Below are 21,378 nucleotides of genomic sequence, written 5' to 3'. Positions count from 1 at the left end.
CATTGCAGGCCGCTTTGCGCATTAATCCATTAAATCTTCGTCAAGCATTTGCTCTGGCAGTTTTTCAGCCAGCACTTTATCGACACGTTTGCCGTCCATATCCAGAATTTCCAGGCGCCAGCCGGCAATTTCCAGCACATCTGTGGTTTGCGGGATACGGCCCAGTTGGTACATCAACAACCCGTTCAGGGTTTGGTAACGGCCTTCGTCTTCTTCAGGCAGCTGTTTAATGTCCAGTGTGTCTTTCAGGTCAATGACCGGCAATAAACCGTCCAGCAGCAGGCTGCCGTCTTCGCGACGGATCACCATTTTTTCGTCGTCATCCTGCTGTTCGAATTCGCCGGTTAAGGCGTCCATCATGTCCTGCAGTGTGACCATACCTTTGAGGTCGCCGTATTCGTCCACTACGAATACCATCTGACTGCCGCTGGTGCGGAAATGGTCGAGTAATTCCATACCTGACAGGCTGTCCGGCACAAAATTGACCGGTTTGGCGAGCGTGGCAATCTGGATGTTTTTGCCAGCAATCGACTGGGCCAGCAGCTGTTTGGCTGAAACTATACCCACTACATCATCGATGTTGTTGCGGCAAATTGGGAACCGCGAATGTGGTGACTGCATCACCCGCTTCAGGTTTTCTTCCAGTGGCTGATTCACGTCCAGAAAGATGATGTCTGAGCGCGGCACCATCAAGGATGAAATGCTGCGCTCGTCCAGCCGGAATACGTTTTTCACCATGGCGTGTTCGCTGTGTTCGATCACACCGGCACTGGAGCCTTCCTGCAACAAGGCCTGAATATCTTCATGGGTAACGTTGTCGCCCATTTGCTGGTTAAAGCCCAGTAACCGCATCAGCGCATGGGTTGAACCAGACAACATCCAGACAAAAGGTTTGGTCACAACCGCCAGCAGTGCCATAGGTTTGGCAATCAGACAGGCAATGGTTTCGGCCGACACCTGGCCAACACGTTTGGGCACCAGTTCACCGACCACAATAGACACATAAGTGACCACAATAACGACCAGCACAGTGGACAGTACGCTGGCGATGTTCAGTGGCATGCCGTAACTTTGCAGCCAGATGGAAAAAGGCTCAGCCAGGATAGATTCACCGAAAATACCGTTCAGAATACCGATGGAGGTGATACCGATCTGCACTGTTGATAAAAACTGGGTCGGGTCTTCCGCCAGCTTCAGCGCTATTTTGGCAGAACTGCTGCCGCCATGCGCCAGGGCCGTCAATCGCGATTTCCGCGCTGTGACCAGCGCAATTTCAGACATCGCAAAAATACCATTCAAGACGATCAAACCGACAAGAATGAAAATTTCCATAAAGTTTCTATATGCTCCGCGTATTAAGAAAAAGGATAGCAACCTGCCATCCGGGCAGGTGCTGAAAAAGCTGAATGAAGGTTTGATACCGCCATCGCCACCCAAGTGGCGGGGATCAGAAAGGCTTGCGCTGCAGGCAAATAACCAAAGGCAATAACCACAGCCGTCTGACGCGGGCTGTCGGTTGGTTTCAGGTTGTCAGACGCTACAATCGGTTGGATTGCAGCGCACCTTCGGTCGGGTTTCATAGGCCTGTGGCGAAAAAAGATGATGCCGCCATCTTAGTGATTTTAAAGCCGAAGTAAAGTGAATTCCCTGTTGCTGAGGCGTTAGCACTGGTTTGTCCGCCGAATAGCGGCCAGGAGTGAGGTCAGGCCAGCACTGGGGTCAGGTCTTGAATTTTGCGTTTCAATGCAAAATTCAAGACCTGACCCCAAAAGCCCACAAGACCTGACCCCTTAGGATTAGCGGGCTAATGGCACAAAGACGGCGCGGCAGCAGGCGGCTAAATCGGCAGGGGCCAGTTGCAGTTCCAGTCCACGCCGGCCTGCGCTAACATAGATCTGGGCAAAGTCGCTGGCGCTGCTGTCTATCAGGGTTCGCAGAGGTTTTTTCTGCCCCAGCGGGCTGACACCGCCCAGCACATAGCCGGTGGTCCGTTCCACCAAAGCGGCGTCGGCCATCTGGGCTTTTTTACCACCAGCCTGGCGGGCCAGTGCTTTCAGGTCCAGCTGATGCTGCACCGGCACCAGGGCGACCAGTAATTCGCTGCCGTCCAGCTGGATCACCAAGGTCTTGAAGACCTGCTCAGGTGGCAACTGCAGTTTTTCGGCCGCTTCCAGACCATAAGAAGTGGCCGCCGGGTCGTGGCCATATTCCAACACGTCAAAGCGAATACCGGCGCGGCGTGCGGTCAGAATAGCCGGAGTCATATTGGTTCTCCTTGCCGGAATTGATTGCGAAGTTGTTCTTTATAACGTCGGGACAAGGCCAGCCGCTGGCCTGTGTTGAGCTCAATTTCACCGTCACCACTGGCTTCATAGCTGATGCTGCGGATCGCCTGGTGGTTGACAGCCAAACTGCGGTGAATGCGGCTGAAACCCTGAGCTTCCAACTGACTGCATAGCTGTACCAGCGTGGCCCGCAGCGGGTAAATCCGGCCTGCGCTGTGCAGATTAACATAATTGCCATTGGCTTCCAGCCAGTCAATGTCGGCCACTTTCACCAGAAACTCTTTGTCCAGCTTGCGCACCAAAAAGTGTTTCGGAGCAACAGCTGTGGCTTCTGTGGTATCAATTTTGTCGGCTTGTTCGGCGATCAGCCTGGCATCGCCTTTTAACCGGCGCCAGACAAAACCCAGCAACTGGTGGCTTGTCAGCAAAAACAGGTAACCCCAGACATCTTTACGGTATTCGTACCAGAGTTCGCGGGCCAAAGGCCCAAAGTCGTAGCCCATGTCCTGCCAGTGGTACACCAGTTCCCTTAGCAGCACCATCAGGCCGATATGGCTCAGGCTGAACAGCAGACTGGCCAGTGCATGCGCCAGTAACTGCTGGCGCAGCGCACTGAAACGCGGCGGGTAATGGCGGAAAAACCAGAACAGCAGCGGGCAGAGGGACAGGGTCGACAGCAGGCTGCTGAACTCCCACAGCCAGGGTTCCCACCACAACAAAGTATTGGCCGGATCGCGACTGTGCTCTATCCAGACCGAGCTGGCATTAATGCTGTTATTCAGCAGCATGTAGAGTGCCAGCGCCAGATAGCCCCAAAGCGCCGGGCTTTTATCAATAAGCGCAAACCAGCCTGGATTTTTCGTCCCCATCAACCACCTCTTATCCCTGAACGCCACCGCCAGACCACTTCAACCCCTGCTTCAGTGCAGCTTGCGGCAGAGTCTGCAGACGCAACTGAAGGAGACTTAGCATGACACGAACTGACACTGAACGTCGATACGAACTGGACTGGCTGCGCTGTCTGGCCTTTGCCGTTCTGATCCTGTACCACCTGGGTATGTATTATGTGGCCGACTGGGGTTGGCATGTAAAAACTGACCAGCCGCAAGTCTGGTTGCAGGACCTGATGATCTTCAGCAACCCCTGGCGGATGTCGCTGCTGTTTTTACTTGGAGGTATGGCACTTAGCCTGATCTGTCAAAAGTACCAGCCCTTGCAACTGCTGGGGCTGCGCTCCAAACGTTTATTGATCCCGCTGCTGTTTACCATGGCGGTGTTGGTGGTGCCGCAAGTGTATTTTGAAGCTCTGAGCCAGCAGCTGATTGAACCTGGCTATTTGAAGTTCTGGCAGCAGTACATTAACCCCTGGACCTCGTTATTGCCACAACACCACAGCCCCATTGGCTTGCTGACCTGGAACCACGCCTGGTTTATTCCTTACCTCTGGTGTTACAGCCTGCTGGCGCTGGCGGCTCTGCCACTATTGCAATGGCTGGTGCGGCAGGCGCAGCACTGGCCAGCCTGGCTGGCGCTGCTGTTGGTCTTGCTGGTGCTGGCGGCTGCCTGGTACTGGTTAAAGCCGCTGCACCCAAGCACGCATGCCCTGGTCGATGACTGGTATAACCATGCCAAATACCTGCCGGTGTTTCTGGCTGGTTTTGTGCTGGCGCGGCAAAATCTGTGGTGGGGTCAACTGCTGCATTACCGCCGGCTTTGGCTGCTGTTGGCGCTGCTGAGTTATGCGTTGATTATTGCTGACCGCCACCAGTGGTTTGACAGCCTGGAAGACCCCGCTGGTACCCAGTGGTGGCTGATGCTGATCGTTGTTCTGGTGGTGGTGCTGAACCACTGGTGCTTTTTGCTGGCGATCCTGGGGTATGCCGGCCGCTATCTTGCCGGACGCAACAGCAGCTGGCTGGCCTATTGTAACCAGGCCATTCTGCCCTGGTACCTGTTGCATCAAACGCTGATTATTGTCTTTGCGATGACACTGAAACCGCTGGCGCTGGCCGCAGGGCCGGAAGCACTGCTGATCCTGCTTTGCACTCTTGGCAGTGGGGCTTTGGCTTTTGAAGGTATTCGCCGTTCGCGTTTAAGCTGCCTGTTGTTTGGCCTGAACCCACCCGCGTTACCCAAGTCAGTTGACGTTGCGGGAACGCGGCAAGTCAGTGGCGCCCCAGAAGCCTAGTCAACCCAGCTGACTGGGGCGAGAGGGTGCAGTCAACCAAGCCGCAGTTTCAAGGGCGAACGGTATAATTCATCAAAGCTGTAGCTGGTGGAGAATTAATCAGCTGGAGCAATTGGCCGGCAGCCTCTAGCATAGTCATCAACTGCTGCCGGATTTAGATGCCTTGCTGGCTTTTGCGCTGATTGGTCTGACGCTGGCAACTTTAGGATTTAAAAAGCGGTTGGATTAACAGAAAAGCAGTATTGGGGTTCTGGGGTCAGGTCTTGAATTTTGCATTGAAACGCAAAATTCAAGACCTGACCCCACAGAATTAAGACCTGACCCCACAGAATTAGAAGCTGAGCTGTGGGTAACTTTGTTGGTCAGGTTGGCCCAATAAGCGTTGCAGCAGGCCACGTTGTTGCGCCAGCAGCTCGCCGTTTTTCTGGTTCAGTTGTTGGCAAAGCTCAGTATGGCGCTGCACTTTTTGCAGTAAATCTTCGCTGGCGTTGCGAATACCGGCCGGAAGTTTTTGCAGCAGCTGGGCAAAACCCTGCTCTGTCAGCGGCAGCTGCAAGTCGGCCATCGCCAGCTTGCGCAATTGGTGATTCCGCTGAACCTGGGCCAGCAGGTCAGTGGCCTGCTGATTTAACAGATCCAGTTCGGCGCTTTTACGCAGACTGAGCAGCACATACTGCTTTTGCAGCAAGGGCGACAGTTGCTGCAGCAGTTGTTGGTCCTGCTGCAGGCTCTGGATAATCTGCTTCAGCGCCTGCTGGTTCATTTCTTATGGAACTCCAGCAAATCCTGGGCGGTTTGCGCATCGTTCAGTTTGAACTGACCGGATGCCAGCGCTTGTTTAATCGCCGTGACTTTGTCCAGGTCTACATCCGGTTGCTGGTCCAATTCAGCAAAAGCCTGTTGCAACTGCCGGGTTGCCGCACCGATGCTGTTGTTGTCCGGTGCCGAACCCTGGGCCTGAGGTTCTGTTTTTACCACCTGACTTTCGGCCTGTGCGCCCGATTTTTTCAGGGCTTGAACCGGGTTGTACTGATCAATTTTCAGCATAACTCACCTGTGTATTTTTTCTGTTATCTCTATAGAGCGACCGACTACAGCGGCAACTTTAATCTTTTCTGAATAAAGTTTGCACCGTGTTTTCCGCCACCACTTCCGCTTCCAGTTCGGTGCCTGAACTGCTGTTGCGCACCTTGATGCGCTGCTGCAACACGCCGTCTTCTAACGCGACGCCAGTGGTGCTGGCGGCAAAGTCAGTGGCTTTCACCTGAATAATCACCTGCTCGCCCTTGCGCACCAATAATTGAGCTTCCAGCAGATGGCGACTGACGGGCTGGCCAGCACTGAACCGGCGTTTGGTGCGCATACCCACTAAGGGTTCTAGCTGTAACTCCGGGTCCAGCCGCGACTGACGCAATTCGGTCAGTTCCAGCTTTAACATGCCGGCATTCAGTACCTCGTCGCGTTGTAAAGCTCTGCTGGTCACCACAATGGGCAGCCAGACCTGCACCTGCGCTGTGGCCCGGCTTTGCCAGCTGGGTTGCCCTTTGCAGTTCAGACTGTAGCTGACCCGGCCCCAGGGCGCTTGTTGCGGGTTGGAGCGGCTGATTTGCAGGCCGGGGCAGGCGGCTTTGTCCTGTAGGGCCGCCGGCAGGCTCAGGCTGATTTTGCTTTTGGGTTGCGCCGGGCCGCCAAGCTTCTGACTGAAGCGGTTCACCTCGTGCTGAATCGCTTGTTGCACCTGTTGCTCCAGACTGGCAGCAAGGGCAGATCCCGACCAGAGCAGGAGGAAGGGCATTAGCTTCCACAGCGGAAGAAACGCTTCCGCTTTTCGTTGCTGTTGTCGAGGTTTTGTTATGTAAAGCATTGAATTATTTGGCCTTTAAAGGGTGGCACAGACTTTGTACCTAAGCAGTATCGCCTGCTACAGGATACAACGATGGAATTTTTTGACAAAGCTTTAGGTGTGCACCCGTTTTCTCTGCAACTGCGTTTAGACAGAGCGGAAATTATTTCCGGCAATCTGGCCAACGTGGACACCCCGGGTTTTCAGGCCAGAGACCTGGACTACAAAAGCATTCTGCAAAACATTGAATCGGATATCAGCAACCGCGACGGCGGCAGTTTCAGTGGCGCCGACCTGCGTCAGGAGTTGCTGTACCGGGTGCCAAACCAGCCGTCCGCTGACGGCAACACGGCGGAACTTAGCGTGGAGCAAGCCAACTTTGCTTCGAACAGCATGGACTTTCAGACCAGCCTGACTTTTTTAAATATGAAGATTGGCGGTTTGCACAAAGCCATCAAAGGAGAATAAGCATGTCGTTTTCGGCAATTTATGACATTGGCGGCAGCGCAATGCGTGCTCAGGTGATGCGGCTGGACACAGTAGCGTCCAACCTGGCCAATGCCGACACCGCAGCGGCCAGTGAAGACACTGCATACCGCTCTATCAAGCCGGTGTTCTCTGCGCTGTACAGCCAGGATTTTGATAACCGCTCTGTGTCTGCTCAGGTGCAGACCTTAGGTGTGGTGAGGTCAGACCGCAGTGTCGAACAACGGTTTGAGCCGAACAGCCCGCTGGCTGATGGCAATGGCATGGTGTACTACTCCAACGTCAATCCGGTCGCAGAAATGGCTGACATGATGTCAGCGTCGCGCGCCTTTCAAACCTCAGTCGAAGTGATGAACCGCGTCTCCAGCATGCAGCAAAGCCTGCTGAAACTGGGGCAATAAGGAATCTTATGTCAGCTGTCAGCAATAACAGCCAGGTGAGCAGCACCGGCACCGACACCAGCATCAGCAGCAACGGCAAAACCGATGCGGCTGGTTTATCCAGTATGTTTCTGGAGCTGCTGGTGGCGCAGATCAGTCACCAGAACCCGTTAAATCCAATGGACGGCACTCAGTATGTCAGCCAGCTGGCAGAGTTCAGCAGTGTCGAAAGCCTGGAAAACCTGAACACTCAGGCCGCCAGCCAACTGAAGTACATGCAGAGCCTGCAGGCACTGGAAGCTACCGGGATGGTGGGGCAGAGCGTGGATGTGGCAGCTGACACCATAGTGCTGGAGCAGGATGGCCCGGTCAGCGGTGCACTGAACCTGGGGGCCGAAGTCGACAGCGTGACCTTCCGGCTGTACGACCAAAGCGGTGAGCTGGTTGCCGAGCAGCAACTGGACCAGCCGGGCATTGGCACCTTCCGTTTTGCCTTCGACAGCCAGGACGCTGGCGTGTACCGCGTAGAAGCGGAAGTCACCGCGGGCCAGAGCAAACAAAAAGCGCCAGTTTACCTGAGTAGCACTGTGGAGCGGGTATCCGTAGGCTCAGGACCGGATGACATTATTCTGCAGGTGAATGGCCTGGGGAATCATTACCTCTTTGATATCAATCAGCTGACCAAAGCAACTGCGGGTTAAAGGAAACGAATATGTCGATGTTTAATATTGGCCTGAGTGGCCTGAACAGCACCCAGAAAGCACTGGAAGTCACCTCGAACAATATCGCCAACTCGGGCACTGCGGGTTATAAAACGGCCAGCACTGAATTTTCCGCTATTTATAACGGCGGTCAGCGCAGCGGTGTTGGTGTGTCAGCCACCAGCGAAAACTTTGAAAAACAAGGCACTCTGGTGTCGACTGGCCAAAGCCTGGATCTGGCGATTACCGGCAAAGGCTTTTTTGTAATTTCAGAAAACGGTCGCTTAGCTTATACCCAGGCCGGTCAGTTTAAGCTGGATGATGAGCGCAACTTAATAACCAACAACGGCAACCAGTTGCAGGGGTACGGCATTGATGATCAGGGCAACCTGGTGCCAGGTATTCTGACCGGTCTGAAAGTCGAAGCAGGTAATATTCCGGCCAAAGCCACTGAAACTGTGAATTTTTCACTGAACCTGAATTCTGCTGCGCCAGTTCAGACCTTCCCGACGGCAACAGCCTTTGATCCAAAAGATGGCACTGCATTTAACTATTCACAGTCAACCGAAGTGTTTGACTCGCTGGGCAACAGCCATACCTTAACTCAGTACTTTAACCATGCTGGTGCCAACCAGTGGGATGTGGCTTATTACATGGACGGCGAGCCGATGCTCGCCACTGCATTTCCGGCAGGTATGTTAAGCCCGGCCAGCCCAATTCAGGCCAACAACAGCGCAGGCACTACTGTGACTGGTGTAGCTGTGGTACGCATGACATTCGACACCGATGGTCAGTTAATGCCGCTGAATGGTGCCACACCAGCCGTGGATAACAACGTAACCGACCCGGCCGGCGTGCGTGAATTCAACATTGCCTTTAACCCGACCGGCGCCAGCCCGATGAGCATCAAGCTGGATCTGGTGAAGTCGACTCAGTTTGGCAGTGCCTTTGGTCTGTATGAGAACAATGCGGACGGTTACACCTCGGGTGAATTTACCGGCGTTTCTGTATCGGAAGACGGCAAGGTGCTGGCGACCTTCTCCAACGGTGAAACCAAACTGCAGGGCCAGGTGGTGCTGGCGAACTTTGCCAACCCACAAGGCCTGGAAAGCGCCAATAACACCACCTGGTACGCCAGCGAAAAATCCGGTGCAGCGCTGTTGGGTGTGCCCTCTGAAGGAAGCTTTGGTGCGGTACTGGCCGGTGCTTATACCGGTTCCAACGTTGATATCAGCAAGCAACTGGTGGATTTAATGTCGTTCCAGCAAAGCTACCAGGCCAATGCCAAAACCATCAGCACTGCCGACGAAATGATGCAAGTGCTGTTTAACGCGGTGTAAGGGGTAAGGCATGGAACGTTTAATCCACACCGCGGTGTCGGGCGCCGAACTGGCGCAAACGGCACTGCGCATTACCGCCAATAACCTGGCCAACGTCAATACCACCGGCTTTAAAGCGGATATGGAACAAGCCCAGGCCATGCAGGTGAGGGGCGACGGCTATCGCACCCGTTTCCAGGCCCAGCTGATGCCGGTGGCGACTGACATTCAGCCCGGTGCCATGATGGAAACTGGCCGGGATCTGGACGTGGCCGTCAATGGCAAAGGTTTTATCGCGGTGCAGGACGCGGCGGGCAACGAAGCTTATACCCGCACTGGTGAGCTGCAGGTCGATGCCAATGGCGCTTTGACCGTCAATGGCTTTTCCGTGATGGGCGCTGGTGCGGCCATTCAGTTACCTGAATTTGGTGATATCGACATTGGTGCCGACGGCACCATTAACCTGCTGCCGGTCGGTGGTGGTGTGGTCGAGCAGGACCAGCGCATCAAACTGGTGGACTCCGAAGGCGTCAGCATGATCAAAGGCGCCGACGGTTTATTCCGGCCACAGGACAGAGAAGATCTGGCGCAATCCGACGCCATCAGTCTGCGCACTGGTGTGCTGGAAGGCTCCAACGTCAATGCGGTGGAAGAAATGGTCAGCACCATGAATGTCAGCCGTCAGTTTGAAATGAACTTACGCATGATGAAAACCGCCGATGAACTGGCGGTCAGCGGCAACAAATTAATCAGCGGCTAAGGCCAGCAGAGGAACACAGCATGAATTCAGCGTTATGGGTCAGTAAAACCGGTCTGGCAGCCCAGGACATGCGGATGACCACCATTTCGAACAACCTGGCGAACGTCAATACAGTTGGTTTTAAGAAAGACCGGGTGGTGTTTGAAGATTTGTTTTACCAGGTACAGCGTCAGCCGGGTACCCAGGCCGATGAACTGAACCAGGTTCCAGCCGGTATTCAGCTTGGTACTGGCGTGCGGGTGAACGGTACTCAGAAAATTTTCACTGAAGGCAGTTTCGAAACCACTGGCAATCAGCTGGATCTGGCGATTGGCGGCCAGGGCTTTTTCCAGGTAGAAAGCCCGGACGGCGAATTGCTGTATTCGCGTAACGGTCAGTTCCACCTGAATTCTGACGGGCTGATCACCAATGGCAACGGCCTGCCGCTGGCGCAGAATATTAACGTGCCGCCAGAAGCCACCAAAATTACCGTGGGTCGCGACGGCATAGTCACAGCCCAGGTGCCTGGCCAGGAAGAACTGGTGGAACTCGGGCAGATCCTGACGGTGAACTTCGTCAACCCAGCCGGTCTGGAAGCGCTGGGCGGTAACCTGTACCGCGCTACTGCCGGTTCAGGCGAAGCGCTGGAAGGCATTCCGGGCGAAGAGTCCTTTGGTCAGTTGCAGCAAGGCACGCTGGAAGGTTCCAACGTCAGTGTGGTGGACGAAATGGTCAATATGATCGCTGTTCAGCGCGCTTATGAAATGAACGCCAAAGTGGTCAGCGCGGCCGACGATATGCTGAATTACATCAGCCAGAGCATGTAACGGGAGTGTGGTGATGTGGCCTCTGATCCTGCTCGTCCTGTTGTTGCTGACCGGCTGTGCCAGCAAACCGGACAGCCCGCTGGCTGACGAAGCAGACTGGCAGCGCGAAAAGCCGGTGCAAATGGGCAGCACAGAACAAAGTGTGGTGACCGATGGCAGCCTGTATTCCGACAGCTATATGTTCACCTTGTTTGAAGACAAAAGAGCCTACCGGGTTGGCGACATCCTGACGGTGTCGCTGAATGAGCGCACGCAGTCCAGTAAAAGTGCCGACAGTCAGCTGGACCGCAGCACCGATATCGGTGGCTCTGTGCCTTTATTGGGCAACAGAGACATGTCCAAGTACCGCGGCCAGTTTGAAGCAGGCCAGAGTTACAGCGGCGAAAGCAGTGCCAGTCAGCAGAATTTCCTGCAAGGCGCCATTACGGTGCGGGTGACCGAAGTGCTGTCAAACGGCGCGCTGGCCATTCGTGGCGAAAAATGGATCCGGCTGAACCAGGGCGACGAATACATCCGTTTGCAGGGCATAGTGCGGCCGGAAGACATCGATGTCACCAACCGCGTGTCGTCACAGCGTATTGCCGACGCCCGCATTACCTATGCAGGTAAAGGCACGCTGGCTGATGCCGCCGAGCCAGGTTGGCTGACGACGCTGTTTTCTTCTTATCTGAACTTATTTTAACGGAGCGGCTTATGCGTTTGTTACCGCTGTTGTTCAGTCTTGTGGCCTGCTGTAGCAGTACGCTGGTAATGGCTGGAACCCGGCCTTTGCTGGATATCGTCGATATTCAGGGCGTGCGGGATAACCAGTTGGTGGGTTATGGCCTGGTGGTGGGTTTGCCGGGGTCCGGCGACAAAGCGCAGGTCAAGTTTGCCGCCCAGTCGCTGAACAATATGCTCAAGCAGTTTGGCGTGCAGCTGGATGAAGCCAACTTACCAAAATCAAAAAACGTCGCTGCGGTGGCCATCCAGGCCACCTTACCGCCGATGGCGGGCGCAGGTCAGGCCATTGACGTCACTGTCACCTCTTTAGGTGACGCGAAGAGCCTGCATGGTGGCAGCCTGATGCTGACGCCATTACGGGGTGTCGACGGTAAAGTCTATGCGCTGGCGCAAGGCAACCTGGTGGTGGGTGGCATTAAAGCCGAAGGCCAAAACGGCAGCTCAGTGACAGTGAACGTGCCCACCGCCGGGGTGATCCCCGCTGGCGCCATTATCGAACGCAGCGTCGAGACACTGCAGCAATCGCCGGACTTAGTGCTGCATCTGAAAAAGCCGAATTACAAAACGGCCCGCAATGTAGTGACTGCCATTAACAACACCTTCGGGCCTGCAGTGGCCCGCGCCGAAAACTGGAGCAAGCTGGTGGTCAGTGCGCCACTGGATGCGGACAACCGCACCACTTTTATGGCGATGCTGCAGGATTTAACCGTGGAAGAAGGTTCGCAGCGGCCGCGGGTGGTGTTTAACAGCCGCACCGGTACTGTGGTGATCAACGACGTGGTGCGGGTGAAACGCGCCGCGGTCAGTCATGGCAGCCTGACCATCACCATTACGGAGCAGCAGGGCGCAGTGCAGCCACTGCCATTCAGTCAGGGTGAAACCGTGCCTGTGCAGAACAGTGGCGTCGATGTGACCCAGCAGAATGCCAATATGATTTTGTTACCGGAAGGCACCTCGCTTGACACCATTGTGCAGGCGGTCAACAGCCTGGGCGCGACCCCTACTGAACTGATGTCAATTTTGCTGGCGCTGGATAAAGCCGGTGCGCTGGATGCCGACCTGGTGGTGATCTAATGGATAAAGTGCAATTACATCGGGCGCAGGGACTGGCGTTTGACCCGCAAATTCAACGTATTCAACCGGCCAAATTGTCGGAGACCGAAGCCTTGCAACAAAGTGCTGAACAGTTTGAAGCTTTGTTTTTACAGCTGGTTCTGAAAAACATGCGGGCCGCCAATGAGGCGGTCAGTGGTGAAGACGGCATGTTCTCCAGCTCGTCCTCCCAGCTGTTCCGTGATATGCACGACACGCAGCTGGCGCAAACCATGGCTGGCCGCAGTCAGCTGGGGTTAGCTGAGCAAATAGTGCGACAGTTAGAGCCGATGGTCAGCCAGCAGACAGAAAATAAATTAAAGTCTGAGGCTGAACCCGTCGCTGATGATCTGTATCAGCAATTTTCAGTACCGGCCCTACAACAGCCGCTACTGACCCCAAAGCGTCAGGGTGATTCATGAGTATGTTATCGAACGCCATTTCTGGTCTGAATGCGTCCTCTGCGGCGCTGAACACGGTCAGCCAGAATGTCGCCAATGCGGCGGTGAAAGGCTACAGCCGGCAGACTGTGGTGTTACAGACCGCTGATGGTTCACAAAACGGCGTCAAAGTGACCAAAATCGAACGGGTCGTCGATGAATTTTTAAATGCGGACGTCTGGCGCACCGAATCCGATCTGAATTACTACAACAGTTACCAGGATTATCTGGGTTATCTGGAAGAGGTGCTGGGCACCGACTCACTAAACCTGAATGACGCCTTGGCCGAGCTGAATTCGTCCTTTAACGCCGCTTTAGTGCAGCCAGAATCAGCCGCCTATCGTCAGCAAGTCTTATCGTCCGCCGAAGCTATGGTGCAGGACTTACAGCAGCTGGATGGCGCCATGACTGGCCAGATCACCAAGCTGGAGTTTGAACTGAAAGCCGTCGGCGAAAATATTAATTCAACCCTGGCTGACCTGGCTGCGCTGAATCAGAAAATCAGTAAAGAAGCAGCGTTGGGGCGCGACACCTCGGTGTTGCTGGATACCCAGGAGCAGACGCTGCAGACGCTGTCCGGTTATCTGCAGGTGGATGTGTTACGGGCCGATGACGGCAGCGTCACAGTGTCCGCGCTGAACGGTGCACCGCTGGTAATGTCAGGTACGGCGTCGCAGCTGACCGTAGCCGGCAGTACAGTCACTGTGAAGTTTAACAGCCAGGAATTTCCACTTTCAGGGTCGGCCGGGGGCAGTTTGGGTGGCTTGTTGCGGGTTAAATCCGAAGTGCTGGACCCGGCCCGCGCTGAATTGGGCAGCTTAGTCAGTACCATTGCTGACAAAGTGAATACGGCGCTATCAGAAGGTTTTGATTTAAATGGCAGCCCGGGTGAACCGCTGTTTGTTTATAACGCGGCGGACCCGTTGGGCACTGTGCAGGTCAATACAGCGATGACCACAGACATGCTGGCCTTCCGTGGCCGGGTCGACGATGGCAGTGGCAACTGGATCCCGTCCGGTGGCAAAGGTGATAACGGTAACCTGGTCAATCTGGTGCAGTCAATTCAGGGCGTGGGCGCCGGCTACGACAGCCTGATCGGCAAACTGGCGATTCAAAGCAAGCAGGTGCAGGCCAGTGCGGCTACAGCAGGTGTGCTGAATGACAAAGCCATTACCGCCCGCAGCAGTATCAGCGGGGTCAACCGGGACGAAGAGGCTGCTAACCTGATGTACTACCAGCAGTTGTACCAGGCCAACGCCAAAGTCGTCAGCACAGCGGGTCAGATGTTTGACACCCTGATGACCATGTTCTGAGGAGGCGACTAAGATGCGTGTGAGTTCCGATCAGTTTTACCAGACCGCTATTCGTAATATTCAGATCAGCAGCGACAAATACAGCAAACTGTCGGTGCAAATGGCGACTAACGAACGTATTACCAAACCATCAGACGACCCACTGGGCAGCGTGCTGACCTTGCGGCTAAATTCCGAGCTGACCACACTGGAGCAGTACGGTAAAAATATGCAGCAGGCCACCTACACCCTGAGCCAGCAGGAAACTCAGCTCAGCAGCATCAATAACTTATTGTACTCAGTGCAGTCTTTGGCGACTGCAGCGGCAGACGGCTCTTATGGTAACGACGAACTGAATGCGATGGCGAATGAGCTTGAAGTCTTGTTGCCAGGCATTGTCGACCTGCTGAATGCCCGTGACGGCGAAGGCAATTATCTGTTTGCCGGCAGCGAAATTGATCTGCAGCCTTTTGTAAAGGATGCCGCCGGACAGTATATCTACCAAGGCGACGCCCAGGTGCGCAAAGTCGCAGTGTCCGCTGAAACCCTGGTGAACTCGAACATTACCGGCGCGCAGCTGGCACCAGGTGCCGGCTTTATCAACCAATTACAAGATTATATTGCCTTGCTGCAGGCCCCTCCGGCCACAGGTGCTGGTACTGAATCCCGTCAGATGCTGGATGAACTGGAAGCGATGTTAGGCCGTACCACTGCCGCGCTGACTCAGATTGGTGGCACCGTCAGCTCGCTGGATGAACTGAAAAACACCAATGTGGATATTGCCCAGTTTACCGAAAACCTGCGTGACGACATCAATGCCGTGCATTACCCGTCGGCCTATATCGATATGAACAATGCGCTGGCTTCTTATGAGTCCACGTTAAAGGTGTACAGCTCAGTGTCGCAACTGAGTCTGTTCAATTTGCTCTGAGGCTGACCTATGCTGATCGACCGCCTGAAATCCGGCCAGACCCAACAGATACAACGCACTGAAAGCAAGCCTTCGGTGGCTGTGTCTGCGCAGTCAGGCACAGAGAGCCAAGGCAGCTCAGTGCTGCAGCGTCAGCTGAGTACTCTGGGCCAGTGGAGCGTCAAAGCGGACGTAGCGCAGCAGCTGGCAAAGAACCAGCAGGCAGAGCAGCAACTGCGCCAGCTTTATCAGCAACTGGAGCAGTTACGGCGTCAGCTCGATCAGCCGCAAAGCTCAGCACAGAAACAGCAACTGAGTCAGCAACTGCAACAACTGGAGCAGCAGCTGAAGCAGAAAAATTCGGCCTTAAAGCCTGAGTTACAGCTGGCTTCAGCACAAGCAAGTCAGCAGCAATGGCAGTTGCATCAGAAAATCGATTTATTAAGCCCGCGTCCTGTCGCTGAAACCGTCAAAGTGCAGCTGGGCAATGGCCAGCTGTTGCAACTGAGTTTTGCCGCGGGCCAGTCTGCTGAGACCAGTCTGCAGCAAATTCAACAAGTGTTTGCTGATGCGGGTATTGAAGTGAAAGCTCAGGCTCAGACGCTGGTGTTCAGCAGCCAGAAACAACCGGCCTTATTGCAGCAAGCCTGGCAGGTGCAAGGGGAAGGTGTGCGGCTGGCGGCCGGTAACCCAATTCAGCTGAAATTGCAGGCGGCCAAGAATCCGTTGACCTTATTGGCGGACCAGGCCAGGCAACTGGACAACCAGCAGGCCTATCAGGCTGAACTGGCTCAGGTGCAACAAAAACTGCAGGGGCTGATGCGCCAGGTGCAGGCAGAGCGTCAGATCCTCCTGAATAAGCTCAATGCGCTGCAGCAAGCCGATTCAACACAAATGGCAGAGCAAGCGTTACAGACCAGCGCTGAATTGAAGCTGCAGATGCAAACCGGTGCTGCAGCGACTGTCCCGGCGATTTTATCGCAAGGCCAGATCACCCGTTCTTTAGTGGAATTTGCCTTAGCTGGCTAAGGCGAGTTCCCGCAACTTCCTTGGAAGACGTCGTTCTATCCTGTTGTAGTTTCTGCCTCCTCCCGGAGGCAGCTTTTTTATGTACAGGATGTACGGTACGCCGAAATGGCAGGAGCATTTTCCGGCGCTGGGGTCTCCATAAAAAACACCCAAAAAATTAAAAATTTTCAGAAAAAAATTTCAGTTCTGCAGTTGGGTCGTCGCTTTTTATTTATGACCATAGTGCATAGGAGCAACCAACATGGCTTTATCAATTCAATCGAACTCAGCGGCTACTTCAATCCGTAACCAGTTAAACCGTTCAAACGACAGCCTGGGTGTAGCCCTGGAACGTTTAGGTAGCGGCTTCCGCATCAACTCAGCAAAAGACGACGCTGCCGGCTTACAAATTGCCAGCCGTCTGAGTGCTCAGCTGGTTGGTCAGGAAACTGCCATCAACAACGCGAACAATGCCAACTCTATGCTGAAATCAGCTGAAGGCGCTTTCGATGAGATGACCAACATCGTGTTCCGTATGAAAGAACTGGCCACTCAAGGTGCCAACGGAACTAACAGCGCGACTGAATACACTGCATTAAACAGTGAATACACTGCTCTGGCTTCTGAGCTGGACAACATTCTGGACAACACAACTTTCGGTGCTGGCACTAACCTGTTAGGCGCTGGTGGCAAATTCTCTGCTGCTGTAACCTTCCAAATCGGTGCTTCAGCTGCTGAAACTTTAAGCGTAGATATTTCTGCCCAGATCACTGCAGTAACGACTGCAGTTGGCGCGCCAGGCGACCTGACTACTCAGGCAAACTCCAGCACTGCAATCGGTACTCTGGATACATTACTGACTGAAATCGGTGCTGCCCGTTCTTCGCTGGGTGCGTCAATGAACCGTCTGGACCACACCATCAACAACCTGTCTAACATGACAGAAAACACTGGCGATGCCCGTGACCAGCTGATGGATGCCGACTTTGCCAAAGAAACTTCTAACATGACGAAACAGCAACTGTTGCTGAACTCAGGTATCTCTGTACTGAGCACAGCCAACACCACGACTCAGATGGTGAGCCAGCTGTTACGTTAATCGAGCCCGGAGAACGGACTCTCCAACCCGTCCCCCAGTGGCTCGACGCGCTGGGGGCATTTTATTCAGAGATGGTCACAGAGGTAAGTTATGGCATTCTCCAGCATTGACCCGGCAACCCTGGCGTCGCAATACACGCAAATAGAACGTGCAGGCAAAGATGAAGTGCTCAAAGCACAACAAACACGCTTTACCAATTTGCTGAGTTCCTATACCAAACTGCAAACCAGCCTCACCAGTCTGAATGACTTATTTACCAGTTTTGTTAAAGACAAAGAGCTGCTGAGCAATAGCGGCACTGTCAGCGACGAAACGGCTTTAACCTTGTCGGTCGATGGCACCGCCGCCTCCGGCAACTACGAGATTTTTGTTGAAAAACTGGCGCAGCAGCATCAGTTGTCGTTGGCCTTTGGCAGCACTGAAACCCTGCCAACAGACGGCCAGTTTGAACTGACGGTGGCAGGTGAAAGTTTTGCGGTGGACCTGTCTACTTTGCCGGCCGGAGCCAAACTAAGCGATCTCGCCACCGCCATTAATAAAGCGGCCGACAACAGCGGTGTGCTGGCCACAGTGATGCGCAGCAATGGCCAGGCTTATCTGGTACTGACCAGTGAAGAAAGTGGTGCGGCGAACACCATTAGCATGAATTTTGTGCCGGGTGCCGACAGTTCAGGCGCGGATATCGCCGGTGCAGTGGCCGGGGCGACCACCCTAAAATCAGCGCAGGACGCTGTGTTCCGTATCGGTTCAGACAATGCCATCAGCCTAACCTCAACAACCAACACTCTGGAATATGTGATCAGTGGCGTGACCATTGAGCTGAAAAAGGCTCAGCAGGCCGGTGACACCCCATTGCAAATCAGCATTTCGCAGGACAGCACTGCGGTGCAGGAAAAACTGCAGAAGTTTGTTGACAGCTACAACAGCATGATGAAGCAAATCAGCTCGGATAGTTCACTGAAGTCTGACAGTATGGCGCGCAGCATCAGCAACCAGATGCGCGGCAGTTTTCAGCAAATGTTCCAGGGCCGTTCTTTAACCAGCATTGGCCTGGAGTTTGATCGCAACGGTGTGCTGACACTCGACAGTGAGAAGTTCAGTGAGGCGCTGGAGCAAGACCCATTGCAAATAGAGCAGATGCTGGTGGCTGAAGACGGTTTATTTGGCCAGATGCAAAGCCGCTTAGAGCCCTATACCAAAAGGTCGGGATTGCTGAGCAGTAAACAACAAAGTATTCAGAGCAGCATCGATCTGGTCGCGACCCGGCAAAAACGCCACGACTACTCGATGGAGCAGGTCTATCAGCGTTATGTGGCGCAATTCACCCAGATGCAGGTGACTATTGCCCAGCTGGAAAGTTCGATGTCACAGTTTGGTTAACGGAGTTTTTATGATCGATTTTGCAGCAGGTTATCAGGCCTACCAACACACCAGTGTCAATGTTAAAGCATCAGGCGCTGATATTCACAGCCTGGTCGGCATGTTATTCGATGGTTTCCTGGACGAGCTGGCCCGCACCGAAGGCCATATCCAGGCCAAACGCCACGACAAAAAAGCCGCCAGCGTGGAAAAGCTGCTGAAAATTCTCGGTGGTCTGGACGCGTCGCTGGATCAGGACAAAGGTGGCGAAGTGGCAGTGAATATGCACAATCTGTATCAATTTTGTGGTCAGGCGTTACTGCGCGCCAGTCTGCGCGACAGCCTGACTGAGCTGGCCGATGTCCGCACTGTGATGACCGACTTGCAGCAGGGCTGGCAGGCCTTGTTACAACACCGCGCCTGAGTGACCGCAAAGCGCACGGAACCTCAGCGTTGCGCTGGTTCCGCAAAGCGGAAGTAACACTTCCGCTTCCTGCTTCCTGCTTCTTTACATCCCTTAAAAATCAATGATTTAACTCTTGGCTTGTTTTTTGCTGAACATCAACTGAATGAAGTTTAGTGGATAGCCAATATGCCGGTACAGCTCGCAAAATCAGAACCTGTGTTGGTGCAATTACAGCAGTTGTTACTGCAGTTGCATCAGGCCGTGTCGCATGGCAAATGGCTGCAGGTGCAGGCGCTTGACCGGCAGATCCAGCAACAGGTGCAGCAACTGAAATCGCAGCACAATGTGGCCAGTCTGAAAGTGGAACTGCAAATGCTGACCCAGCGTTACCAACAACTGATCCAGCTGGCGAAAAAACAGCAACAGCAGCTCGAGCAAAAAATGAATCAATTTCAGCAAAACAAAGCCGGTGTATTGGCCTATCGCCAGACCAGCGAAGGTGTCGGCTCATGAACCTGCTTGTTTCAGGCCCGGCGCAAAAAACAACGACGGCTCAGGCTGGACAGGTGAGCTCAGCCAGCGATCTGTACAGCAGTGAAGACAACTGGAGCGATGCGTCTGAGCTCGATTGGGCTGAACCCCAGCCAGAGCAACAGGCTGAGCCACTGCCTCAGGAGTTGACGGAAGCTACAGCAGAAGCAGAGCTGACTTTACCTGCCACCAGCAACCCGTTGCTGGAACTGCAACTGGCAACAGCGCGTTTGCCAGCGATGCCACAGTCCGAACCTGCTGTTGAGCTGGACCTGATGGCTGGAACGGCCAGCAACACCAGTGGTCAGGCTCAGGCCATGCTGCCTGGCGCAGAACTGCCAGCTGACGTCGTGCCAGAACTACCCGCTGTGCCTGCACCATTAACCAGCGCACCGGCCGCGGCCGCACAGGGCGTGACTGACGTATTCAGTGGGGTGACGCCGGGTGGGATGCCAGCCTTAATGGCCAGTGCAAGCGGTACCACTGCGGAGCCGGTTTTGCTTGCTGCGCAAGCTGAACTCAGTGCGCTGAGCCCGGCGCTGCCGATGGGCACTGGGTACCAGGCTACTGCTTCCGCGATGGCAAAGTCCGTTGAGTCACCACAGTGGTCGGCGTTGCCGCACAGCGCGTTGACTGACACCGACCTTGGCACAGTGCAGTCAGTAGCTCTGGTACGCGATGCGCTGCTGGCCAGCAAAGCGGACGCTGGGCCTTTATTACAGTCCCTGACGACTGCTGCCGCCGTCAGCAGCACTGCTGCGGCCAGCTACCAGACCAATGCACTGACCCTGCTTACCGCCGATCCGGCAGACAGCGCTATTCAGTCGCTGATTCCGCAGCTGAACAGCACGGTGCAAGCCGAAGCGGTCTGGCGCACAGAATCATTACAAGGCTCACAGAGCGCCCAGCTTGGCCAGCGGCTGATGCAGGTGCTGGCTGACAAAGCCGAACTGCAGTTTGGCCTGGGGTTGCAAAAAGCCACGATCCGGCTTGACCCACCCAGCCTGGGTGCCGTTGAGCTGACAGTCGCTGTGGACGGCGACCGGGTATCGGTGCAGCTGCACAGTCAGACCACGCAAACCCGAGACTTGATGGCACAAGGGCTGGAGCAGCTGCGCCAGCAACTGCAGCAGAAACTGGGCATGGATGTTCAACTGCAACTGCAAAGCGGTGACAGTCAGTCCGGCCAGCGTCAGCGCCAGTGGGGCGGTGACGCCGGGATAGCGCTGAATATGCAACGCGCTGAATCAGAAACAGAAAACTCCGGACAGCAGCCTACCGGCTGGCTGAATCAATTGGTGTAAGGAAGTACAAGGCAATGAAAAAAGCAGTCGTATTTTTGTTGGTATTGGTGGCAGCTGGTGCTGCGGCAGCAGGGTATTTCTGGTGGCAGTTAAACCAGGGGGCAGCCAAAACCGAAGAAATCAGCGTGAAGCCGCTGTTTTATCCGATGGAAAAGTTTGTGATGAGTGTCAGCGGTGACCCAACGTCCAGATACCTGGTGCTGGAGCTGACGCTGGTCAGCCATAAAGCCGACACCATTGCTGCGCTGAAAGAAGCCACGCCACTGCTACGCAATGCGCTGGTCGAACACTTTGCCCGTCAAAGCCACCTGGAAGTGAAGCTGGCGATGCAGCAGGTGTCCGAAGTGCAGTCAGAGTTGCTGGCCCGCTTTAACCAGACGCTGCTGGACAACAAGTACGAGCAGCAGCTGGATAAAGTGCTGATCACTAACATTTTTATTCAGTAG

The 21,378-nt window shown here is 54.5% G+C and carries 25 protein-coding genes; 19 read left to right on the top strand and 6 right to left on the bottom strand.

Annotated features, from left to right (window positions below):
- Positions 1-21: 21 nt before the first annotated feature.
- The 3 genes from ACFO3I_RS02350 to ACFO3I_RS02340 all read right to left on the bottom strand — a co-directional run bounded on the left by ACFO3I_RS02350 (position 22) and on the right by ACFO3I_RS02340 (position 3,154).
- Positions 22-1,332: a hemolysin family protein gene (locus ACFO3I_RS02350; RefSeq protein WP_337879893.1), complete on the bottom strand. Its 1,311-nt coding sequence runs from the start codon at positions 1,330-1,332 to the stop codon at positions 22-24.
- 464 nt (positions 1,333-1,796) lie between these two features.
- Positions 1,797-2,264 carry a Cys-tRNA(Pro) deacylase gene (gene ybaK, locus ACFO3I_RS02345; RefSeq protein WP_337879892.1) on the bottom strand — a complete coding sequence of 156 codons (468 nt, stop codon included), beginning with the start codon at positions 2,262-2,264 and terminating at the stop codon, positions 1,797-1,799.
- Positions 2,261-3,154, bottom strand: coding sequence for a LytR/AlgR family response regulator transcription factor (locus ACFO3I_RS02340; protein WP_377331436.1), 894 nt, complete (start codon positions 3,152-3,154; stop codon positions 2,261-2,263). Before ACFO3I_RS02340 ends, ybaK begins: the two co-directional genes overlap by 4 nt.
- Before the next feature lie 101 nt (positions 3,155-3,255).
- Here ACFO3I_RS02340 and ACFO3I_RS02335 point away from each other — a divergent pair, with 101 nt between their 5' ends.
- Positions 3,256-4,473 (top strand): acyltransferase family protein, encoded by a 1,218-nt coding sequence (locus ACFO3I_RS02335; protein WP_377331434.1) that lies wholly within the window; start codon positions 3,256-3,258, stop codon positions 4,471-4,473.
- A gap of 331 nt (positions 4,474-4,804) precedes the next feature.
- Here ACFO3I_RS02335 and flgN read toward each other — a convergent pair whose 3' ends face one another.
- From flgN to flgA, 3 genes are read right to left on the bottom strand one after another with little or no spacing between them, the layout of a single operon-like run.
- Positions 4,805-5,236 (bottom strand): flagellar export chaperone FlgN, encoded by a 432-nt coding sequence (gene flgN, locus ACFO3I_RS02330; protein ID WP_377331433.1) that lies wholly within the window; start codon positions 5,234-5,236, stop codon positions 4,805-4,807.
- The gene (gene flgM / locus ACFO3I_RS02325) at positions 5,233-5,520 is read right to left on the bottom strand and encodes a flagellar biosynthesis anti-sigma factor FlgM (protein WP_377331432.1); all 288 of its coding nucleotides are present in this window, start codon (positions 5,518-5,520) and stop codon (positions 5,233-5,235) included. Before flgM ends, flgN begins: the two co-directional genes overlap by 4 nt.
- Positions 5,521-5,578: 58 nt before the next feature.
- Positions 5,579-6,211 (bottom strand): flagellar basal body P-ring formation chaperone FlgA, encoded by a 633-nt coding sequence (gene flgA / locus ACFO3I_RS02320; protein WP_377331431.1) that lies wholly within the window; start codon positions 6,209-6,211, stop codon positions 5,579-5,581.
- 198 nt (positions 6,212-6,409) lie between these two features.
- Between flgA and flgB the strand changes: the two genes are divergently transcribed.
- From flgB to ACFO3I_RS02230, 18 genes are all read left to right on the top strand, one after another.
- On the top strand, positions 6,410-6,784 hold the full coding sequence (gene flgB, locus ACFO3I_RS02315) for a flagellar basal body rod protein FlgB (RefSeq protein WP_377331430.1): 375 nt from the start codon (positions 6,410-6,412) through the stop codon (positions 6,782-6,784).
- 2 nt (positions 6,785-6,786) lie between these two features.
- Positions 6,787-7,203, top strand: a complete 417-nt coding sequence (gene flgC, locus ACFO3I_RS02310) for a flagellar basal body rod protein FlgC (RefSeq protein ID WP_377331429.1) — start codon at positions 6,787-6,789, stop codon at positions 7,201-7,203.
- Positions 7,204-7,211: 8 nt separating this feature from the next.
- Positions 7,212-7,883, top strand: coding sequence for a flagellar hook assembly protein FlgD (locus tag ACFO3I_RS02305; RefSeq protein WP_377331428.1), 672 nt, complete (start codon positions 7,212-7,214; stop codon positions 7,881-7,883).
- An 11-nt stretch (positions 7,884-7,894) separates the two neighbouring features.
- Complete coding sequence (locus ACFO3I_RS02300) at positions 7,895-9,223, top strand: flagellar hook-basal body complex protein (protein ID WP_377331426.1); 1,329 nt, start codon at positions 7,895-7,897, stop codon at positions 9,221-9,223.
- A 10-nt stretch (positions 9,224-9,233) separates the two neighbouring features.
- The gene (locus tag ACFO3I_RS02295; protein WP_377331425.1) at positions 9,234-9,962 is read left to right on the top strand and encodes a flagellar basal body rod protein FlgF; all 729 of its coding nucleotides are present in this window, start codon (positions 9,234-9,236) and stop codon (positions 9,960-9,962) included.
- A 20-nt stretch (positions 9,963-9,982) separates the two neighbouring features.
- Entirely contained in the window at positions 9,983-10,768 is a 786-nt protein-coding gene (flgG, locus tag ACFO3I_RS02290; RefSeq protein WP_377331424.1) for a flagellar basal-body rod protein FlgG, read from the top strand.
- 13 nt (positions 10,769-10,781) lie between these two features.
- Complete coding sequence (flgH, locus tag ACFO3I_RS02285) at positions 10,782-11,450, top strand: flagellar basal body L-ring protein FlgH (protein ID WP_377331422.1); 669 nt, start codon at positions 10,782-10,784, stop codon at positions 11,448-11,450.
- Between the two features lie 11 nt (positions 11,451-11,461).
- Positions 11,462-12,565 (top strand): flagellar basal body P-ring protein FlgI, encoded by a 1,104-nt coding sequence (locus ACFO3I_RS02280; protein ID WP_377331420.1) that lies wholly within the window; start codon positions 11,462-11,464, stop codon positions 12,563-12,565.
- Positions 12,565-13,005 (top strand): rod-binding protein, encoded by a 441-nt coding sequence (locus ACFO3I_RS02275; protein ID WP_377331418.1) that lies wholly within the window; start codon positions 12,565-12,567, stop codon positions 13,003-13,005. The genes ACFO3I_RS02280 and ACFO3I_RS02275 overlap by 1 nt, the downstream gene beginning before the upstream one ends.
- Positions 13,002-14,336, top strand: coding sequence for a flagellar hook-associated protein FlgK (gene flgK / locus ACFO3I_RS02270; RefSeq protein WP_377331417.1), 1,335 nt, complete (start codon positions 13,002-13,004; stop codon positions 14,334-14,336). The genes ACFO3I_RS02275 and flgK overlap by 4 nt, the downstream gene beginning before the upstream one ends.
- A gap of 13 nt (positions 14,337-14,349) precedes the next feature.
- Positions 14,350-15,246: a flagellar hook-associated protein FlgL gene (flgL, locus tag ACFO3I_RS02265; protein WP_377331415.1), complete on the top strand. Its 897-nt coding sequence runs from the start codon at positions 14,350-14,352 to the stop codon at positions 15,244-15,246.
- Between the two features lie 9 nt (positions 15,247-15,255).
- Positions 15,256-16,254 (top strand): hypothetical protein, encoded by a 999-nt coding sequence (locus tag ACFO3I_RS02260; RefSeq protein WP_377331413.1) that lies wholly within the window; start codon positions 15,256-15,258, stop codon positions 16,252-16,254.
- A gap of 241 nt (positions 16,255-16,495) precedes the next feature.
- Positions 16,496-17,332: a flagellin N-terminal helical domain-containing protein gene (locus ACFO3I_RS02255; RefSeq protein WP_377331412.1), complete on the top strand. Its 837-nt coding sequence runs from the start codon at positions 16,496-16,498 to the stop codon at positions 17,330-17,332.
- 90 nt (positions 17,333-17,422) lie between these two features.
- Complete coding sequence (gene fliD, locus ACFO3I_RS02250; RefSeq protein WP_377331411.1) at positions 17,423-18,712, top strand: flagellar filament capping protein FliD; 1,290 nt, start codon at positions 17,423-17,425, stop codon at positions 18,710-18,712.
- Positions 18,713-18,722: 10 nt separating this feature from the next.
- Positions 18,723-19,115: a flagellar export chaperone FliS gene (fliS, locus tag ACFO3I_RS02245; RefSeq protein ID WP_377331409.1), complete on the top strand. Its 393-nt coding sequence runs from the start codon at positions 18,723-18,725 to the stop codon at positions 19,113-19,115.
- 168 nt (positions 19,116-19,283) lie between these two features.
- Complete coding sequence (locus ACFO3I_RS02240; RefSeq protein ID WP_377331408.1) at positions 19,284-19,610, top strand: hypothetical protein; 327 nt, start codon at positions 19,284-19,286, stop codon at positions 19,608-19,610.
- On the top strand, positions 19,607-20,932 hold the full coding sequence (locus ACFO3I_RS02235; RefSeq protein ID WP_377331406.1) for a flagellar hook-length control protein FliK: 1,326 nt from the start codon (positions 19,607-19,609) through the stop codon (positions 20,930-20,932). Before ACFO3I_RS02240 ends, ACFO3I_RS02235 begins: the two co-directional genes overlap by 4 nt.
- A gap of 14 nt (positions 20,933-20,946) precedes the next feature.
- Positions 20,947-21,378 carry a flagellar basal body-associated FliL family protein gene (locus ACFO3I_RS02230; RefSeq protein ID WP_377331405.1) on the top strand — a complete coding sequence of 144 codons (432 nt, stop codon included), beginning with the start codon at positions 20,947-20,949 and terminating at the stop codon, positions 21,376-21,378.

Origin of the sequence: Rheinheimera marina, from assembly GCF_042654345.1 — a bacterium.
Taxonomy (GTDB): Bacteria; Pseudomonadota; Gammaproteobacteria; order Enterobacterales; family Alteromonadaceae; genus Pararheinheimera; species Pararheinheimera marina.
This window is presented reverse-complemented; position numbering and strand designations above follow the sequence as displayed.

Bases quoted from the DNA above. Each gene is read 5' to 3' on its own strand.
- ACFO3I_RS02295 (WP_377331425.1), top strand. From the start codon at position 9,234: ATGGAACGTTTAATCCACACCGCGGTGTCGGGCGCCGAACTGGCGCAA.
- ACFO3I_RS02255 (WP_377331412.1), top strand. From the start codon at position 16,496: ATGGCTTTATCAATTCAATCGAACTCAGCGGCTACTTCAATCCGTAAC.
- flgG (WP_377331424.1), top strand. From the start codon at position 9,983: ATGAATTCAGCGTTATGGGTCAGTAAAACCGGTCTGGCAGCCCAGGAC.
- flgB (WP_377331430.1), top strand. From the start codon at position 6,410: ATGGAATTTTTTGACAAAGCTTTAGGTGTGCACCCGTTTTCTCTGCAA.
- ACFO3I_RS02305 (WP_377331428.1), top strand. From the start codon at position 7,212: ATGTCAGCTGTCAGCAATAACAGCCAGGTGAGCAGCACCGGCACCGAC.
- ACFO3I_RS02235 (WP_377331406.1), top strand. From the start codon at position 19,607: ATGAACCTGCTTGTTTCAGGCCCGGCGCAAAAAACAACGACGGCTCAG.
- ybaK (WP_337879892.1), bottom strand. From the start codon at position 2,264: ATGACTCCGGCTATTCTGACCGCACGCCGCGCCGGTATTCGCTTTGAC.
- ACFO3I_RS02300 (WP_377331426.1), top strand. From the start codon at position 7,895: ATGTCGATGTTTAATATTGGCCTGAGTGGCCTGAACAGCACCCAGAAA.
- flgC (WP_377331429.1), top strand. From the start codon at position 6,787: ATGTCGTTTTCGGCAATTTATGACATTGGCGGCAGCGCAATGCGTGCT.
- ACFO3I_RS02340 (WP_377331436.1), bottom strand. From the start codon at position 3,154: ATGGGGACGAAAAATCCAGGCTGGTTTGCGCTTATTGATAAAAGCCCG.
- flgM (WP_377331432.1), bottom strand. From the start codon at position 5,520: ATGCTGAAAATTGATCAGTACAACCCGGTTCAAGCCCTGAAAAAATCG.
- flgN (WP_377331433.1), bottom strand. From the start codon at position 5,236: ATGAACCAGCAGGCGCTGAAGCAGATTATCCAGAGCCTGCAGCAGGAC.
- ACFO3I_RS02275 (WP_377331418.1), top strand. From the start codon at position 12,565: ATGGATAAAGTGCAATTACATCGGGCGCAGGGACTGGCGTTTGACCCG.
- ACFO3I_RS02260 (WP_377331413.1), top strand. From the start codon at position 15,256: ATGCTGATCGACCGCCTGAAATCCGGCCAGACCCAACAGATACAACGC.
- fliS (WP_377331409.1), top strand. From the start codon at position 18,723: ATGATCGATTTTGCAGCAGGTTATCAGGCCTACCAACACACCAGTGTC.
- ACFO3I_RS02280 (WP_377331420.1), top strand. From the start codon at position 11,462: ATGCGTTTGTTACCGCTGTTGTTCAGTCTTGTGGCCTGCTGTAGCAGT.
- ACFO3I_RS02230 (WP_377331405.1), top strand. From the start codon at position 20,947: ATGAAAAAAGCAGTCGTATTTTTGTTGGTATTGGTGGCAGCTGGTGCT.
- fliD (WP_377331411.1), top strand. From the start codon at position 17,423: ATGGCATTCTCCAGCATTGACCCGGCAACCCTGGCGTCGCAATACACG.
- ACFO3I_RS02240 (WP_377331408.1), top strand. From the start codon at position 19,284: ATGCCGGTACAGCTCGCAAAATCAGAACCTGTGTTGGTGCAATTACAG.
- flgH (WP_377331422.1), top strand. From the start codon at position 10,782: ATGTGGCCTCTGATCCTGCTCGTCCTGTTGTTGCTGACCGGCTGTGCC.
- ACFO3I_RS02335 (WP_377331434.1), top strand. From the start codon at position 3,256: ATGACACGAACTGACACTGAACGTCGATACGAACTGGACTGGCTGCGC.
- flgK (WP_377331417.1), top strand. From the start codon at position 13,002: ATGAGTATGTTATCGAACGCCATTTCTGGTCTGAATGCGTCCTCTGCG.
- flgL (WP_377331415.1), top strand. From the start codon at position 14,350: ATGCGTGTGAGTTCCGATCAGTTTTACCAGACCGCTATTCGTAATATT.
- ACFO3I_RS02350 (WP_337879893.1), bottom strand. From the start codon at position 1,332: ATGGAAATTTTCATTCTTGTCGGTTTGATCGTCTTGAATGGTATTTTT.